Origin of the sequence: Nostoc sp. DedQUE12b, assembly GCF_034530835.1 — a bacterium.
GTDB lineage: Bacteria > Cyanobacteriota > Cyanobacteriia > Cyanobacteriales > Nostocaceae > Nostoc.
Map to the genome: position 1 here is coordinate 1 of NZ_JAVRCI010000120.1, position 17,007 is coordinate 17,007.

The 17,007-nt window shown below is 42.9% G+C and carries 15 protein-coding genes and 1 pseudogene; 6 read left to right on the forward strand and 10 right to left on the reverse strand.

Translation table 11 applies throughout. The features are described from left to right. Positions 1–301 precede the first annotated feature (301 nt). Positions 302–1,921: a DUF4335 domain-containing protein gene (locus tag RMY16_RS31150; RefSeq protein WP_322739630.1), complete on the reverse strand. Its 1,620-nt coding sequence runs from the start codon at positions 1,919–1,921 to the stop codon at positions 302–304. Positions 1,922–2,170: 249 nt separating this feature from the next. After that, positions 2,171–2,776, reverse strand: a complete 606-nt coding sequence (locus RMY16_RS31155; RefSeq protein WP_322660741.1) for a DUF3038 domain-containing protein — start codon at positions 2,774–2,776, stop codon at positions 2,171–2,173. A gap of 739 nt (positions 2,777–3,515) precedes the next feature. Between RMY16_RS31155 and RMY16_RS31160 the strand changes: the two genes are divergently transcribed. Next, on the forward strand, positions 3,516–4,457 hold the full coding sequence (locus RMY16_RS31160) for a molybdate ABC transporter substrate-binding protein (RefSeq protein WP_322739619.1): 942 nt from the start codon (positions 3,516–3,518) through the stop codon (positions 4,455–4,457). A gap of 64 nt (positions 4,458–4,521) precedes the next feature. Further along, complete coding sequence (locus tag RMY16_RS31165) at positions 4,522–5,370, forward strand: PEP-CTERM sorting domain-containing protein (protein WP_322739620.1); 849 nt, start codon at positions 4,522–4,524, stop codon at positions 5,368–5,370. An 85-nt stretch (positions 5,371–5,455) separates the two neighbouring features. On the opposite strand, the gene RMY16_RS31170 is transcribed toward RMY16_RS31165, so the two are convergent. Beyond that, positions 5,456–7,975, reverse strand: coding sequence for an endonuclease MutS2 (locus RMY16_RS31170; protein ID WP_322739621.1), 2,520 nt, complete (start codon positions 7,973–7,975; stop codon positions 5,456–5,458). 250 nt (positions 7,976–8,225) lie between these two features. Between RMY16_RS31170 and RMY16_RS31175 the strand changes: the two genes are divergently transcribed. Further along, positions 8,226–8,753: a GNAT family N-acetyltransferase gene (locus tag RMY16_RS31175; RefSeq protein ID WP_322739622.1), complete on the forward strand. Its 528-nt coding sequence runs from the start codon at positions 8,226–8,228 to the stop codon at positions 8,751–8,753. Here RMY16_RS31175 and RMY16_RS31180 read toward each other — a convergent pair whose 3' ends face one another. The 3 genes from RMY16_RS31180 to RMY16_RS31190 all read right to left on the reverse strand — a co-directional run bounded on the left by RMY16_RS31180 (position 8,754) and on the right by RMY16_RS31190 (position 11,020). Beyond that, positions 8,754–9,050 carry a DUF2288 domain-containing protein gene (locus tag RMY16_RS31180; protein WP_194047746.1) on the reverse strand — a complete coding sequence of 99 codons (297 nt, stop codon included), beginning with the start codon at positions 9,048–9,050 and terminating at the stop codon, positions 8,754–8,756. Between the two features lie 77 nt (positions 9,051–9,127). Further along, complete coding sequence (locus RMY16_RS31185) at positions 9,128–10,165, reverse strand: AI-2E family transporter (protein WP_322739623.1); 1,038 nt, start codon at positions 10,163–10,165, stop codon at positions 9,128–9,130. 216 nt (positions 10,166–10,381) lie between these two features. Continuing rightward, a complete protein-coding gene (locus RMY16_RS31190) occupies positions 10,382–11,020 on the reverse strand; it encodes a lysophospholipid acyltransferase family protein (protein ID WP_322660731.1) in 639 nt (212 codons plus the stop codon). Between RMY16_RS31190 and RMY16_RS31195 the strand changes: the two genes are divergently transcribed. The 3 genes and pseudogenes from RMY16_RS31195 to RMY16_RS31205 all read left to right on the forward strand — a co-directional run. After that, positions 11,013–11,177 carry a hypothetical protein gene (locus RMY16_RS31195; RefSeq protein ID WP_322739624.1) on the forward strand — a complete coding sequence of 55 codons (165 nt, stop codon included), beginning with the start codon at positions 11,013–11,015 and terminating at the stop codon, positions 11,175–11,177. The genes RMY16_RS31190 and RMY16_RS31195 overlap by 8 nt on opposite strands. A 267-nt stretch (positions 11,178–11,444) precedes the next feature. Beyond that, on the forward strand, positions 11,445–11,663 hold the full coding sequence (locus RMY16_RS31200) for a hypothetical protein (protein WP_322739625.1): 219 nt from the start codon (positions 11,445–11,447) through the stop codon (positions 11,661–11,663). Then, positions 11,612–11,862: pseudogene (locus RMY16_RS31205) on the forward strand (sensor histidine kinase); the annotation flags it as partial. The gene RMY16_RS31200 and the pseudogene RMY16_RS31205, both read left to right, overlap by 52 nt. Here RMY16_RS31205 and fabD read toward each other — a convergent pair. The 4 genes from fabD to RMY16_RS31225 form a co-directional block, all read right to left on the reverse strand. Next, a complete protein-coding gene (gene fabD / locus RMY16_RS31210) occupies positions 11,846–12,727 on the reverse strand; it encodes an ACP S-malonyltransferase (protein WP_322739626.1) in 882 nt (293 codons plus the stop codon). The pseudogene RMY16_RS31205 and the gene fabD overlap by 17 nt on opposite strands. Before the next feature lie 88 nt (positions 12,728–12,815). Further along, on the reverse strand, positions 12,816–13,808 hold the full coding sequence (locus RMY16_RS31215) for a beta-ketoacyl-ACP synthase 3 (RefSeq protein WP_322739627.1): 993 nt from the start codon (positions 13,806–13,808) through the stop codon (positions 12,816–12,818). 179 nt (positions 13,809–13,987) lie between these two features. Next, positions 13,988–15,010, reverse strand: a complete 1,023-nt coding sequence (plsX, locus tag RMY16_RS31220; RefSeq protein ID WP_322739628.1) for a phosphate acyltransferase PlsX — start codon at positions 15,008–15,010, stop codon at positions 13,988–13,990. 295 nt (positions 15,011–15,305) lie between these two features. After that, positions 15,306–16,787, reverse strand: coding sequence for a leucyl aminopeptidase (locus RMY16_RS31225; protein ID WP_322739629.1), 1,482 nt, complete (start codon positions 16,785–16,787; stop codon positions 15,306–15,308). Positions 16,788–17,007 lie beyond the last annotated feature (220 nt).

The following is a 17,007-nucleotide window of genomic DNA, read 5'->3' on the forward strand; positions in this document are numbered from 1 at the left end:
GTCGTTATTTTCAGCTTACTACCTGCTCCTTTCCTTATCCCGAACTCAGGTTAATACCAATTCTTAATTTGTAATTAAGAAGCGTAAGATTTAATCTGGGTTCCAGATTTGTATCTATAGTTTATTTTTGGAGAATTGGTGTTAACAGTAATGATATTTCTTGGTAGGTTTACTGGTAATTAATAGTAAGACCAGTTTCGTAACTGGACTTCAATAGATAAGCTTAAGAGCAATGTAGTCAGTAAAAACTGGCACAAGATTTGTACCAGTTTTACAAGTGGCATTAAAAGGATGAGTTTAGTTATTCATCTGGAAAAGTCTGTACCTTGCCATCAGGACTGAGAACAACTCGAATTCTGACATTTTGTCCATTTTTATTAGCGGAAACAAAAGGTTTGCCAACTTCAGGCATCCCAGCGTTATCAACGAATTCTCTTGCTGCCTTATTAAGGGGAAAAATTCGTTCAATTGTGCCGTCAACACCAACTATCAAACTATACTCTAATGTTTGTCCCAGTCCAGTAGGTGGTTGCCAACGCTTTGTTAGGTATTGTCTAGCTTCTGCTACTTGAGGTGTGTCAAATAATGTGCCAGTAGCTACTTCTCTGGATGTGGGGTTTTTACCTGCGTCCCCTAATTGATCGATAAATGGGTTATTAGCAGCAGTTCTAGAGGAGGGAAGTTGTGAAGTAGGTTTCTCTCCAGCAGAAGATTGCTGTAAGGAACTGATTCTTTCGTCTAGCTGTTGTGAGGTTAGTGGGGAGGGTTGGACTGGGGTATTGACACGATTCTTATTGGGTATGGTGTCAAGAGATGGAGGGAGGACTGGTGAGATATTAGTTGGTAAGCTACTTGCGTTAGAAGATAGTCTGGGTGGCAAATTCCGCAGTTGAGGGATAGCACCAGGTTGGGAACTTGACCCGGTTGGATTCTGTCCCAGATTTGGTAATATGGCAATTTCCTGGCCTGGGATTTTGCTCGATGGTGCGTTAGGAAAACTCGCCGGAGGCATCGCTCGATTACTAGGAATGGTTGCAGTCGTCCCTTGAGGTATTGTCAATGCATTTGGTAGTGGTGGAGAGAAACTAGAACCAGGTGCTGTTAGAGGTGCTTGAGGTAAAGTGGATGTGGAAAGTGGAGGGGTGGAACCTAGCAAATTATTTGATGGAGGGGTTAGTCCAGGTTCAGGCGTGGGAAAGTTTAGTGGGGATGAAGGTTCTAGAGCAGTTTTTACCGCTGTTGAATCCGCTGTTTTGGCTGTCTGCTGTTGCTTTTCTCGAATGTTGTTGGCATATTGCCAAGTAACTGGTAAAAAACCTACACCTAATACTAATACCGCGGCAATAGGTGCCCAAGTAGGAAACCTCAGAGTCGAACTCGTGCTGTTGAAAGTTGGAAGTGCCATGACATCAGTTGAGTATTCATCTAAAGCACTTGCCAAATCGAATAGTTGCAGCAAACTGAGTTGAATTACGGGGCCAGATGAATAGTTGGCCAGAGAACCAAGAAATAAGTTGTGAGTTAAATAGCTACTTGGTTCTAAGTAGATATTTGCCCCTGGAATCTGGGTACTAAAGGCATTTAATGTTTTTGTTGAAGACTTTAATTCCGGCTCATCTAGTGCTGTGCTTGACTCTTGAGTACTGGAGAAACTAACCCAAAAGCTTTCTGGAGACTGTTGGAGAAATTGCTGTACATAGTTGGTGACAGCATCACATAAAGCTTCAAGTTGTTCGCGATCGCCCCGAATTGGAACTCTGTGTTCTTCTGGTAGTCGGGGATCGTCAAAACGTAGCTCAAAACTCAGATGTTTGAGGACAGTTTTCCCCATCCAACGGGACAGAGGTGAGCTTTGCGCGAATACTTCTAGCGTGCAAGTCGGTGGTGTGTAGCAACGAATAACTGAATTTGATAGAGGCATGACAGGAACTACGAAGAAGACTATATTGGGATTTTGCAAAAATTGAGCCAGTTGCTTGCAAAGAAAAGTTGGAACGGTGGATTCTTCCACTCAGAAATTTGTCAGGTTCCTTCTGTTATGCAAACTGGCGTGCAAGGAGGAAGCATTGTTGATAATGCATCGCTCAAGAACTAATGACCATCAAAAAGGAATCCTTACCTAGCAAACTTTTGATAACGAATTTTGATTGAGGAATTTCAAATCTAAAATTTAAAATTTTGTTGAACGGTCTATAAGTGCTAGCCAGAGACGGCGATGCCCACCAGGAGCGCTGTAAAAAAGTAAATCTACAAGCAGTTTTAGGGCCAGGTTGGTTAGTAAATCTGTTGAGATTTGCTCGTCCTCTTCCATCCGCTCTTGGTAGGTGTTGCAAAAAGCATCAATATAGTCTCCAAGTAAAGCAGCCTGGTGAGGTTCCCGGTTATTTTCTGCCATTTGTTCTAACAGACCGACAGCACGGCGAATCAATTCCTGGTGCTGTTTGGCTAGGTAGCAGACGATCAAAACAAGCGATCGCGCTTCTTCGACATCGAGCTTTTTTCGCCCTCCTTGACCTTTGCGTAGAGGATTTGATTGGCGCAATCGCCATAAAGCTACGCGGTCTGGCACTCTTGACTCTAAATTCAGATCGGTTGCCGCCGAAAGCATTGCCTCTGAACCAATCCCAGTTAAGGTTTCTAGCGCTAACAGCACCAAGTCTAATTGGGTTTTGATATTGTCCCATTGAACTGTGTTTGGGGCTGGAAGCTTGATTAAATCCTCCCACTGGGAATTTGGAGTGGCTGAGTTGGCGGCCGAGTGCATAACTTTTAGCATAGGTGATCGAGCTGATAGGGGATGTTGCTGTTACCCATTTTGAAACCAGACTCTTAAGAATCAAGCTTGGTTTCCCATAGCTATAAGCCAGAGGCTTCAGCTAGCTTTTTTATGTGGTAAACAGTAGGTATCTTTGTCTTACTCTAGATGAAAATTTATTTTCGACAAAGTAAAAAATTATCAATTCTAATTAAGATTTATCCAACTTTCACTGTTAGCTCCGTATCAGAGTATCAATAAACTATTGTTTTAAATGCTAATCGCTAACGATCGCTAAGTAAGTATGTAGAATACCTCCTAATTTGCTTGCGGTTTTAAATTTTGAAATTTCTTGATATTTATTACTTGGTCTTAATATATACATAATTATTCTACAAATATTTTTCCTGTTTGCTAAAGGCACTTTTTACTGCTGGATATTACCTAAGTGAGTTTTACTTGTGTGCAGCCTGTTATTTCAGTATAGGCTGGGCAACATCAGGACAATTGACGCCTCCATGAATAAAACTGATGATAAACTTAAAAATTTGATAAAGTCAGCGTTTGAAGATGTTGGGTGATTGATTTATTCCAACTTAGTTGGTACTATTGCTTTAACCACAAACCACGCACATATCAGAACTCATTTATAAAGTTAATGGGCAGAGGTAATAGTTTAGATATTTACCAAAACCCATGCTTCAGTATGGGTTACAGAACATTCACTTAATAGAAATAACAACGCAATAATATAACAACTATGAAAAAGTATTTTTTTGCCTTTTCACTGATAGCTTGTGCTGTCGGTGTGACTTTGCCAACTCAGGCATTTGCAGTTAAGCTATACGGTGCTGGAAGTTTGCGCGATAGTCTCACAGAAGTAGCTGAATCTTTTAACGAAAAATATGGGATTGCAGTAGAAACGCGATTTGGCCCCTCTGGTTTAACACGAGAATTTATAGAACAAGAATTCTCTGAAACTGGAAAATCCGCAGATATTTTTGCCAGTGCAGATATTGATAACCCTCAAACATTGTTTGAAGAAGGTTTGAGTGAACCTGTAGTGAACTTCACTAGCAATCGCATGACTGCTGTTCTCAGATCGGGACTCGGTGTCACATCAGATAATTTGTTGGACTTTTTGCTAAAACCTGAAATCAAATTGGGAACTTCAACCCCTGTAGCAGATCCATCTGGTAACTATGCATGGGAGATATTTGACAAATCCGATCGGGTTACACCTGGTAGTTCCCAGATTCTTAAAAATAAAGCTTTACAGTTAGTAGGTGGTAATCCTAATGCTCCTATAGTTCCTAATGGCAAAAATAATTTAGTCTACTTTTTAGAAGAAACAAAACAGGCAGATATATTTTTAGCTTATTACACCAGTGGCAAGACTGCCCAAGCAGCAGAAGGTGGTGAAAATCTGCAAATAGTAGAGTTACCCGGCTATTTAGCAACGAAAGCTAATTATGGACTAACTACACTGAAGAATGCTGATCCTGATGGTGAAAATTTAGTCGAATATATCCTGTCACAAAAAGGGCAAGAAATTTTGGCTAAGTATGGATTTAGTGCACCTTCTACTTCTGTTCCCGAACATCAAGGTGCGGGTGGAATTTTGCTAGCGGTAGGGGTAGCTTTTATCTTCAATAAAAAATTAGTCAAAAAGCAATTAATAAAAATAGCTCAAGATAGGTAGAAAACTTACTAGCTTTGTCTTGTCCTAAGTCAACCTGATAGCACCTTGAACAACAAAGTCAAATATGAATAAGGTCAATACATTTACTTTTTACTCTCAACAAATAGCAAAAGCAGGTATAGCTTTGATAGCAGTAATTTCATCGAGCATTTTGCTTACTAGCCTTACCCATGCAGCTACGCTTGGCCAAAATATTATTGTTAATGGAGATGCAGAACAAGGAGAAGGAGATCCCATTGGTAATGCTGTTGAAACTGATATTCCCTTCATCCCTGGTTGGATTCCAACTGATAGTTTTAGTGTACTACAATATGGAGCAACAGGTTTTGAATTTACTAACCCCTTGGGTAATATAGTCGCTGTTAGTGGACTTCCTAATGTTAATAGTTCAGGACCAAATGTACGTGGTAAAAATCTATTTTTTGGTGGTGCTAATAGAAGTTCCTCAAGTGCTTCTCAACTAATTGATATAGCTAACCTTGCCTCTATAATTGATGCTGGGCATGGAACATACGATTTGAGCGCCTGGTTAGGTGGCTACGGCACTGATTTAGATAATGTAAAGTTTAGTCTTAATTTCCTCAATCAAGATGGTCAATCTCTAGACACAGCATTCATTACTTCAACCACCCCAGAGGAGAGAAATAACACTACAGGTTTATTATTCCAATCTACAAAGGGTTTTGTTCCCGTTGCTGCAAGACAAATTAATGTTGCTCTGGATATGAACTATGTTCGTGGGCGCGTGAATGATAGCTATGCCGATAATTTATCGTTAGTAATCACCAAAGTTCCAGAATCGGATTCAATATTTGGACTGCTAGTAGCTATTAGTGTCATTTGCTTGCTGATATCCGATTTTACTACTAAGAGTACAAATGGAAAATGCACAAGAAGTGGCCAGTCGTACTAACTTTTTAAGAGAAAGACTTGCAAACAGTAAACGTTGGTTGGTATTTTCTCTAAATACCGTGAGAATTACCAATTGCAAGTGAACTTTATTTTATATGAACAACGGTAACACCACTGCCGCCATCTGCTTGTTCTGCTGGTTCGTAGTTGTTCACTCTGGAATGCTGTTGCAAAAAGGCGTGAACTCCTTGTCGCAGCTTACCAGTACCGTACCCGTGAATAATCCAGATTGGGCCTGTAGCTTCCGAGATGGCTTTATCTAAAATGTATTCGGCATCAGCCACCCGTTTACCACGCAAATCGATGGTATTTTGGGAAGTCCGAATTTCTGGAACATTTTGCGGTGGCGGGGTTACTGCTGCTGGGGCTGGTTTGGGTTTGACAATTGGTTCGGCTTTTTGACCATCTAGAGATTCTACGTCTTCCAACTTTACAGTCATTTTCATTAGCCCAAAGCGAACGCTTAATTCGCCATCTTGATCGGGGGCGGCGATCACTTCTGCTATCTGTCCCAATTTGGGAACGCGGATACGATCGCCTACTTTGGGCATAAACCCAACTTTTGGTTTTGCTGGCGTTGCTGGCTGATATTGCTGGCCAATTTGATTCAAAGCATTAGTTGCTTGCTGGGCCTCTTGGGCTGTAGGCGTACCTTTCTGCAAGCGGCGAATTACTTGGGCAATTTCACCTTTTGCTTGAGCGATCGCTTGCTGCACTGCTATTTCCTGTGAAGCCCGCAAACTGCTTTCCCTTTCCTCCAAACTTGCGGCTTTTGCAGATACTTCTTTATATAAACGTTCCGCTTGCTGCAACAAAACTTGGGCTTCCGCAGCTTTGGTTTCTTGGCGGCGGCGTTGCGCTTCTAACCCAGCAATTACCTGGTTAACTTCATCTGTAGCTTCTCCAACTTGGGTTTTCGCCTGTTGTACCACTTCTGGTTTTAATCCCAAGCGCAGGGCAATTGTCAGGGCATTAGAACGTCCGGGGATGCCCCATAGCAAACGATAAGTAGGCGACAGAGTACTTTCGTCAAATTCTACAGAGGCATTTTCAAACCGATCGTCTTCGTATTTCAGGGCTTTTAGTTCCCCGAAGTGAGTGGTAGCGATCGTTAGCTGGGAATGGTTGGCGAGATATTGCAACAAGGCGATCGCTAAAGCACTACCCTCCACTGGATCGGTTCCTGCACCGACTTCATCAAGTAAAACGAGTGCTGAGTGCCGAGTGCTGAGTGCTGAGTGCTGAGTGCTGAGTGCCGTTAGCGGTAGCGGGGCGTTTAGCCCGTGCTGAGTGCTGAGTGATGGAGAAATAACTCCAGTCTCCTGCTCCTTTGCCCCCCTGCTCCCCTGCTCCTCTGCTTCGCCATTTCCCAATGCTTCTAAAATCCGACTAATGCGGCGGATGTGTCCAGAGAATGTGGATAAGCTTTGCTGTAAGGATTGTTCATCGCCAATATCTGCCAGCACTTTATCAAACCAAGGTATTTCTACTGGTTCGCGGGCGGGGACGAATAAACCCACTTTGGCCATTAATGCTGCTAACCCCAAAGTTTTTAAGGTTACAGTTTTACCGCCAGTATTGGGCCCGGTAATTGTCACTACCCGAATTTGCGGACTGATCAGCAAATCTACAGGAACTACTGGTTGCCCTTGTTCGTGCTGTTGCTGCCACACTAACAGAGGATGCCGCAAGTTCCGCAAGGTAATCATTTCCCTCTCTTCTCGCTGGATAAATCGCGGGGGATTCGCTCCTAGCCAGAAACTATATCGCGATCTAGCGGTTGCCAAATCCAAAGTAGTAGCGATCGCTAATAATCTTTCTAAATCTGGTTTGACTGCGCCTACAAGTTCTGTCAAAGCACGGCGAACCGCTTCTTCTTCTGCTTGTTCTCTCCTGATAATCTGCCGCAGTTGGTTGCCCAAGGGCACTACTGAATTCGGTTCCACATAGAGGGTAGCACCGCTGGTGGAGGTATCGTGGACTATACCGGGAATGGCATCTTTTTGGGGTGCTTTCACAGGAATCACAAAGCGATCGCCCCGTTGCGTAATCAGCTGTTCTTGAACTGCCCCAGATTTTGCCTGTAAGATATTTTGCAGCTTTTGGGTAATTTGGCTGCGTACTCGCCGCAAGTCTGTGCGAATTTCTCCTAGTTTTTGACTCGCGCGGTCAGTTACCTGGGCCCGTTCATCAATACAGCGGTGAATTTCTTGCTCTAGTTCGGGATAAGTCCGCAAATCGGCAACTAACTCAGTGAGTATCGGCAAATCTTCTTGATTGTCGATGACACGGCGTAAATTTCTGGCACCAGCAAGGGTGGTGGCGATCGCTAACAGTTCTTCCCCTGCCAAAACTCCACTGCGTTCTGCTCGTTCTAAGGAATCACCAATATCTTGAATTCCCTCAAATGATAGTCCCGTGGTCAGGCGAGTTTCCAGTTGGTAGATTTCTTTGGTTTGCTCTAACAACAGTTCGCTTTGGGTCTGAGAATCAGGTATTTTCAGATGACGCGCAGCTGTCGCCCCCAGCTTCGTTGCGGCAAAGGTAGCAAGGTGCTGGCAAAGGCGATGCCATTCTAATAATTCTAAGGTTTCAGATTGGATCAAAGTTTCAACATCTAATCTGAAATTATGGTAACAATTCTAGCTCCTAGATGGGTAAATCTTAAAGGAGAAAATTTTGCTTTAGTCAATAGTCAATCAATTTTGGATTTTAGTCTGATGCCTGTGCCGATACCTTAAGCCAGCGCCCCCTCTGGGATCTTGCAACAGACTTTCAGATATACAGGTTCATGTTGAAGATGAGTTAATAGAAAGTGTTCGGTGTGACTTCTTTAGTGTAGGGCTAGATCACAAAATGAAAATGTACTCTCAACGACTCTGTTTAGAACCACTAGAACCGTATCATGCCGAACTGCTTTTTAATGGATTACAGAGTGCCAGTATATACGACTTTATCGAAGATGTGCCGCCACAAACTGTTGAATCGCTTCGCGAACGCTACATGGTATTGAAGCGTCGTCAATCACCAGATGGAACAGAGATTTGGTTAAATTGGGCTGTCTGGTCACTAATAGAGAAATATTACGTTGGATACGTTCAAGCAACAATCACTGTAAATAAGAGCGCAATTGTTGGATATGTGTTTTTCCCTAATGTATGGGGAAAAGGTTATGCACGCGAAGCGGTGACGTGTATGATTAATTATTTAATTGAGACATACCAAAATCTTGATTTTTGTGCTTACGTTGATGTCCAAAATCATCGCTCTATTGCTTTATTGCATAACTTGGGATTTGTACGCTCGACTTTTTTTCAAAATGTTGAGTCTAGCCAAAATGAATTTAACTACGAAATACAGTATCTAAAAGTACATAGAAATTAATTAAGTTGCGGCTATTTCTTGTGCCAAAACGTAAGGCTGAACGATGAGAGTATTAAATCGCTTACTGCGATCGCCATTCCATTCTCCCACTTGTACTGTTGTGGGTTTGGTAATCAATTGTTTATCAATCCACTGTTCCACTGATGGAATGTTATCGCTGGCGATCGCTACTCCAACATCCACCAAGTCTAGCTCAAGTGCCACCAAAATTACTGCATCTCGTTGTACATGAGGAATTAACCATTCCCACTCTGCCTCATCCAAAATTTCTGTTAATTCCGCTCTTAAATCCGACATTACTTCCCAATGTTTATTTGTAAATGGCTATTTTTACATTATTCACTAGTTCCGAGTTCCTGACAAATAACCAATGACTAAATTTCAGATTTCATTTCATCAATTTCAAATAAAGACACAATTACTCCAGCGATAGGAATAGATATAAAAACACCTAATAATCCTGCTACTTTCGCCCCGACTAATAAAGCAAAAAACACCACTACAGGATTAAGATTCAGCGCACCTTGCATAATTCTGGGCGCAATCAAGTTGTCTTGTATCTGCTGGAGAATAACGCAAGCTATTAATACTTTCAATGCTAACCAAACACCTTGAGACAACATAAATAGAGTCACTGTACTTACTCCTAATGTCGCCCCTATGCCAGGAATAATATCAAGAATTCCGACTATTATTGACAATATCAAAGCAAAAGGCACTTTTAATATTACAAAAACTAGGAAGGTCGAAATTGTTAAAAATCCACTTAATAGCAACTGACCTCTAAAGAATCCTAAAAAAGACTTTTTGATAATATTTGTAAATCTATTACGGCGCTGTTTTGGTACTATTTTTAAAATAAAACTCCACAGTTTATCTCCATCCAATAGCATGAAAAAAGCCACAACCGCAATCAGTATAAAAGTAACAAAGTTTGTCATAAACCCTTGCAAAATAGCTAAACTAGTCACAAGAGTTGATACAGCTTGATTCCGTAATTGTTCTTCAATAAAACTTAAATCTATCTGTAAATTACGGTTTCGCAAAAACCCTTCCAGTCCCTCTAATAAAGGTATTAAAGAATTTAAAAATGCAGTGATACTATTAATTAATTGTTGTCCTTGAGATAAAACTGTTAAGCTCACAGTCATTATCAGACTGCCTATAATCACAATACTAAGCAAGAAAACGACACCAACAGCTATACTGTGGGGCAAAAAACGCCGCAGTCCTTGAACAGGATAACTGAGCAGAAAAGCTAAAATTGCCGCAAATGTAAAAATTACAATTACCGCTTCAAAATAAGCTAAAAGTTGTACAATTGCCCAGCCGGAAGCAATTAAAAGCAAAAATCTAACTAATGCCAGATTATTTAATCGCTCCCAAAAATTCTTGGCTTCAAAGCCGCTCATAATAATTCATAATTCGTAATTCTTAATTCGTAATTTGTCGTAATTAAGCCTTGAAAACGCTAGTTGTTTAGCGCGCTCAAGTTAGCCGCCCTGTAAGATTGAGAGTTATTTGTTGGAAGTCCTTTACTGTATTGCTAGAGGAATAAATTTTAAGATTAGAGTAATCTAATAGCGATCGCTACCTCCCTAAAGCATATATCTGTTGTATCTCTAGACTCATCGTCCTAAATCATGCATTTCGTTAATGACTGTGGCACACTTTTGTGTCAACGCTTCTAATTCCTCTTTATTACTAGAACTGGGAGCATCAATCAAGTTACCAATTCTGACAGTGATGGGAACTGCACGAGGTAGGGGCGCTCCTTTTTGTAAAATCCCTTCAGTACCCCAGACACTCACCGGCAATATTGGGGCTTTTGCTTTCGCCGCCAGTAGCAATGCGCCTCTTTTGGGGTCTGTAATTCGACCATCTGGGGTGCGAGTACCTTGCAAGAAAACACCGACAGCCCAACCTTTATCGAGATATTCTAGGGCGGAGCGGATGGCATTGCGATCGGCATTTCCCCGACTTACTGGGTAAGCACCATACAATTTAATCGCTTGCGCCAAAATGGGGATATTAAATAACTCTTCCTTAGCCATGTACGCCACTGGACGACGTACACAATTAGAGACAATCGGCGGATCGAAATAACTAGCGTGATTACTTACTACTAATAGAGGCCCTGATTGGGGGACATTTTCCGCACCATAAATCTGGCCCCGAAAGTAAGCGTGAAGCATGGGGCTGACGACTGACCATTTAAAGGCGTGGTAAAGTGCCAGACTGATCAACGGTTCGCGGTTTTTGTCCACAGAAGATAATGCAAATCAAACTGAATTTAGCATACGCGATCGCAACACCCAGATCAAACGCAACAAAGCTATAGAGATGAATTGCTTTACCCATCTGGGAAAACTAAATCTTCAGCCTAAATATTTACCTCTGCTACTCGATGCTTACCCAATTTAGACAAATTCTTCAGAAACAGTGGTCTTTGAAGTCTGTCCATATCGTTAAGAAGCGCCCCACCTCACTTACCCACACAATACAAATTAATATGGCACTACGAGTAATGGGGGTGGTACTCGCGTCTGCGGGGGTGAGCTCAATACTTCTCGCTTTGTGCATTTTTAACTCGGAATCGGGTTTGGGGTAAAGGGTAAAGGGTAAGGGTTAAAGGTTTTTTCTTTCCCTTTTCCCTTTCCCCTTTTCCCCAAAACCCGAGAAGTATTGGGGGTGAGCTATGTCCATGTCATATCCCGTTTGGAAGCCGAGACGCAAACCCAGCTAGAAAAGTACATTAGCGGACGAGGAGAGCAAGAAAGCAACATCTTTCAACTTGCACAGAATAACCTCCCTTTGCAGGAATTTAAGCAACCCACTAATATTGATTTCCAGGCTGAATCAAGATTGCGATCGCAGATAATGATCTTGGAGTTCCAGACACAACTTTAACAAGATTATTTGACCCCTTTTTCACAACTAAAGATGTGGGTAAGGGATCTGGATTGGGTTTATCTATCAGCTATCAAATTGTGACTGAACTACATCAAGACATCAAGGTAAACTTGATTGTAATTCCACATTAGGAAAGGGCGCAGAATTTGTCGTAACCCTACCGATAGAAGCTAAAAAAATTAACCAGGCAAATTAGCAGCACTCTGGATATTTTCTAATATTAAATCAGGGCTATTACGTTTAATCAAGCCAGTTAGCACTTTACCAGGCCCAACTTCCATTACTCGCTCGATACCGTTAGCTGGTAATTGCAGACAAATTTCTCGCCATCTTACAGAACCAGTCATTTGTTTGTTCAGACGTTGCTTTAAAATCTCAGCATCAATAGACGGAATTGGTTCAACATTAGACAGCACTGGCACAATCGCCGGTTGAAATTCCACAGATTCTAAAATGTCTTGAAATTCCGCAGCTGCTGGTGCTATTAAATGTGAATGAAATGCTCCAGAAACTTTTAGGGGAACCGCACGCTTTGCTTTAACTTGAGTCATCACCGCTTGTACAGCCTCAGTCGTGCCTGAAATTACTACCTGAGCCGAACTATTATCATTTGCTATTACTACATCAGGCGTTAGAGAAATGACTTTTTCTAGCTGTTCGCGGTCAAAGTTCATCAAAGCTCCCATCATACCATCGATGGAACTATCCATAAGTTCTGCACGACGCTTCACCAGATATAAACCAGCCGACCACTCAAATACACCCGCTACATAAAGAGCAGTATATTCTCCCAAACTGTGACCAGCAACTAAATCTGGCTGATGTCCTCGTTCTCGAAGCAGGTCGGCAAGAATGCTTTCAACCACATAAAGACTTGGCTGAGTATACAGCGTCTGTGATAATTTCTCTTCTTGAGTTTGACAAATTTCAGTTACAGACCAACCCAAAATATCCTCAGCTTTGGCAAGCTTGTCTTTAGCGGACGGTATATCTAGTAAATCCATTCCCATTCCCAGCGTTTGGGAACCTTGTCCGGGAAACACCCATGCAGTTTTTGTCATTTCTCAATAGTCAGTGGTCATTGGTCATTTGTCATTGGTCATTTGTCATTCACAAAGGACAAATGACTAATGACTAATGAAAAAATATTTATCTTCCCCATTGAAAGATTGCCGCGCCCCAGGTAAGACCGGCACCAAAGCCGGATGTCGCAACGATGTCATTGGGTTTAATTTTACCTTGTCGTACCGCTTCATCTAAAGCTAAGGGGATGGAAGCAGCTGAGGTATTGCCGTACTGGGCGAGATTACTTATAACTTTATGTTCTGGGATGTTTAGCCGTTGGGCAACGGCATCGATAATCCGCTGATTGGCTTGATGCAATATCAGCCAATCTATTTGATCGACGCTGATGTTGGCTTGAAACAAGGCTTTATCAATGATTTCTGGCACTTTTTGCACAGCAAAGCGATAGACTTCTTTGCCGTTCATCGTAATTGGTTGGTAAGTGCCTTTGGTGATATTTACATCAGTCACCAGTTCTTGGGAAGTTCCTGCATAAGCAAGGTTGAGGTAATGGTTTTGAGTACCATCACTTTTAAGTGCAAATCCTAATAAACGATCGCTTTTGGCAGCCTGTAACACCACTGCCCCGGCACCATCACCAAACAATACACAAGTCCGCCGATCTTCCCAATCTACCCAGCGAGAGAGTATATCTGCCCCGATTAATAGTACGTTTCTATACACACCGGTTCTAATGTATTGGGCTGCTGTAACCAAACCAAACACAAAGCCGGAGCAGGCAGCTGTTAAGTCAAAAGCTACTGCGTTGGTAGCTCCCAATTTAGCCTGTACTTGACAAGCACTACCAAACAAATCATCAGGGGTGGAAGTCGCTAGCAGAATCAGGTCTAGGTCTTCTGGTTTAATTCCCGCAGATGCGATCGCCTCAATGCTGGCGGCAGTAGCGAGTACACTCAAGGACTCAGAAGGCAATGCTAATCGCCGTTGACGAATTCCCGTTCTTGTGGCTATCCACTCATCTGATGTTTCAACTAGTTCACTCAATGTATCGTTGTGTAGGGAAGTTGCTGGTACTGCCGAGCCGCTTCCGGTGATTGCTACGCCTAAGTTTTGCACTCTTAATCTCCCAAGCTATCAGCTTTTTGTCCTTTGTCTTTTGTCCTTTGTCTTTTGTCCTTTGTCCTTTGTCAGTTGTCCCTTGTCAGTTGTCCTTTACAAATGACCCATGACTAATACTTCGACTACGCTCAGTACAAGTGACCAATGACTAATGACTAATGACCAATGACCAATGACTAACCGCTCTCGCGCTCTAGGATATATTGGGACTGAATTCGTTGTATCACCTGGTTGTCAACAGCTTCTTTTGCCATGCGAATTGCATTAAAAATTGAAGGTGCTTGGGAGCTACCGTGACCGATAAAACAGACTCCTGCCACGCCTAAGAGCAAAGCACCACCATGTTCTGCGTGATCCATCCGCTGCTTAATCCGCTTCAGGTTTGGTTTTAAGAGTGCTGAACCGATTTGACCGTGCAATCCTTGGGGTAATTCTTCCCGCAGAATTTGCAGAATCACTTCTCCGACGGCTTCGGCAAATTTCAACAATACATTACCTACAAAGCCATCGCAGACAATCACATCAAAGCGACCAGAAAGCACATCACGCCCTTCAGCATTGCCAATAAAATTAATTTGGGAATTTTCGCGTAGCAGTTGGTGGGCGCGGACTGCTGCATCATTGCCTTTCGAGTCTTCTTCACCGATATTCAACAAACCCACCTTCGGTTCATCTGTACCCAAGACATACTTACTGTAAGCCGATCCCATAACGCCAAACTGCTCTAAAAACTTGGGGCGGCAATCTACATTTGCGCCGACATCAAGTACTAGCACTGGCTTACCAGCAATAATTGTGGGGAAAACTGTCCCGATCGCTGGGCGATCGATTCCTGGCAATCGTCCTAAGCGGAGCAAAGCTGATGCCATAGCTGCCCCAGAGTGTCCGGCAGAAAATACGGCATCAGCCTTTTCCTGCTTGACTAAATCCATCGCCACATTAATAGAAGCCTTGCGTTTGCGTCTAACTGCATTTAAAGGCTCCTCATCCATTGCGATCGCCTCCTCCGCAGTTACGATCTCCACCTGCCCTAAACTTGTTTTTGATGGCAAGGCAGCTTCTATTTGTTGGGGATCGCCAACCAACAATATATCTACACCCAATTCTTCTCTTGCCCGCAATGCGCCAGCAACGATTTCACCGGGTGCATGATCCCCTCCCATGGCGTCAATTGCGATCCGTACGCGAGTCGATCCCATTGCTCACAGCTTCTAGAAACCTTACAAATTTTACCAGATGGCAATGCCCGAAAAAGCTTAATTTTCTGACCGCCAAATTAATTCTGTTACTATTGCAACAATTTTTACTGGCAAGCTCAAGATAGCACGAATTGTTCGGTAGTAGGGAGGAGAGCATTGGGCGTTAGGAGTGCTGAGTGCTGAGTGCTGAGTTAGGAGTTAGGAGTTAAGAGTTAAGAGTCAGAGTTTTGTTTATTTCCTTGTCCCCTTGTCCCCTCATCTCCCCTGCTCCCCAGCTCCCTTACTCCCTTACTCTTTATTCCCCACTTCCCAGTACCCAATCAACTAGCGTCCGAACGCCGTAGCCAGTTGCCCCTGCGCTGTTGTAGCCATTTTCTTTATCTGTCCACACTGGGCCAGCAATATCTATGTGCGCCCAAGGGGTTTGTTTGACAAATTGCTTGAGGAAAAGGGCTGCGGTGATTGCACCACCTGGACGCGGCCCTGTATTTTTCATGTCCGCGATACCAGATTTTAGCCCTTCAAAATATTTTTCTTCCATTGGCATCCGCCAAATCTTTTCCCCTGAAGTTTCCGCAGCTTTTTCGATTTGGGAAGCGACAGTTTCATCGGGAGTGTACAAACCAGCAATATCGTCACCCAAGGCAATGACGTTGGCACCAGTCAGGGTGGCTAAATCAACGATCGCATCTAAGCCCAATTTATCGGCATACACCAAGGCATCTGCTAGGGTCAAACGTCCTTCAGCGTCGGTGTTGTTCACTTCGATTGTTTTGCCATTTGATGCTGTGAGAATGTCTCCAGGGTGCATGGCGTGACCGCTAATCATGTTTTCGGTCGCCGCCGAAATAAAGTGAACTTCAACATCTGGCTTAATTTGAGCAACTGCTTTGGCTGCACCCAAGGTTGCAGCTGCACCCCCCATATCCATCTTCATGGTTTCGATGCCACTACCAGCACCTTTAATGTTGAGTCCGCCGGAGTCGAAGGTTACACCTTTGCCAATAATTGCTAATTTCTTTTTGGGTGTACCTTCTGGCTTATAAGTTAGGTGAATGAATTTCGGTGGCAAATCGGAAGCTAGGGCTACTCCCAAAAATGCACCCATACCCAACTTTTCACAATCTTCTCGTTCCAGAATTTCTAGTTGTAAACCGTATTCCTTGGCGATCGCTTGAGCAGTTTCCGCTAAAGTAATTGGTGTGACTGCGTTGGCTGGTGCTGCCACTAATTGCCGTGCCAAATTTACCCCAGAAACGATTTGATTGGCGCGGGTAATGGCAGCTTCTTGTCCACCGAAACCTAGTAATTCTATGGTTTCTATTTGCGAACCTTTATCTTCTGGTTCGGATTTAAAGCGAATATCTTGGTAAAGTGCTAATTCCACACCTTCTGCGATCGCTTGGGCACTCGCTGCTGGATCGTTATTCCACAATGGAAAACTAAATCCGAGAATTTTGCTTTTTTGCTTTTTTCCTACTCTGGCTACAGCCGCAGCAGCACGGCGCAGAGTATCTAGTTTTAACGCTTCTGGTTTGCCTAAACCGACTAAAATCAATTTCCGCACTGGGCTACCAGCATTTACACGGGTGAAGATTGTACTGTTGGCTTTACCTTTAAATTCTTCTTCAGTAATCAGTTCTTTTAATACCCCAGAAAACTTTTGATCTAAAGTAGCTAGTTCTCCGGTTAACTCTACTGCATCTTCAAATAATCCAATTGCCAAACTATCGCCTGCCCACTCTAGTAAAGGCTTATCACTAGGTTGAATTGTCATTTTGGGATTTTCTGTAAATATTCCTTCTTGTACCAGTATTGCTCAAAATTCTGGTTTCATGCTCAGGGGAGTGGGTATTGAGCATGGGGAATTGGGCATTGAGCATTGGGCATCAAGGGTCAGTAAGTATAAGTTAACGAATTAGTATAAATAGCACTCGTTAACGAGTGTTTGATCCTCGTTAATCCACCTCAGAACTCCGTTAATGAGTGTTTGATCC

Coding starts and splice junctions, on each gene's coding strand:
- RMY16_RS31150 (WP_322739630.1), bottom strand. CDS start 1,921: ATGCCTCTATCAAATTCAGTTATTCGTTGCTACACACCACCGACTTGC.
- RMY16_RS31155 (WP_322660741.1), bottom strand. CDS start 2,776: ATGCTAAAAGTTATGCACTCGGCCGCCAACTCAGCCACTCCAAATTCC.
- RMY16_RS31160 (WP_322739619.1), top strand. CDS start 3,516: ATGAAAAAGTATTTTTTTGCCTTTTCACTGATAGCTTGTGCTGTCGGT.
- RMY16_RS31165 (WP_322739620.1), top strand. CDS start 4,522: ATGAATAAGGTCAATACATTTACTTTTTACTCTCAACAAATAGCAAAA.
- RMY16_RS31175 (WP_322739622.1), top strand. CDS start 8,226: ATGAAAATGTACTCTCAACGACTCTGTTTAGAACCACTAGAACCGTAT.
- RMY16_RS31180 (WP_194047746.1), bottom strand. CDS start 9,050: ATGTCGGATTTAAGAGCGGAATTAACAGAAATTTTGGATGAGGCAGAG.
- RMY16_RS31185 (WP_322739623.1), bottom strand. CDS start 10,165: ATGAGCGGCTTTGAAGCCAAGAATTTTTGGGAGCGATTAAATAATCTG.
- fabD (WP_322739626.1), bottom strand. CDS start 12,727: ATGACAAAAACTGCATGGGTGTTTCCCGGACAAGGTTCCCAAACGCTG.
- plsX (WP_322739628.1), bottom strand. CDS start 15,010: ATGGGATCGACTCGCGTACGGATCGCAATTGACGCCATGGGAGGGGAT.
- RMY16_RS31225 (WP_322739629.1), bottom strand. CDS start 16,787: ATGACAATTCAACCTAGTGATAAGCCTTTACTAGAGTGGGCAGGCGAT.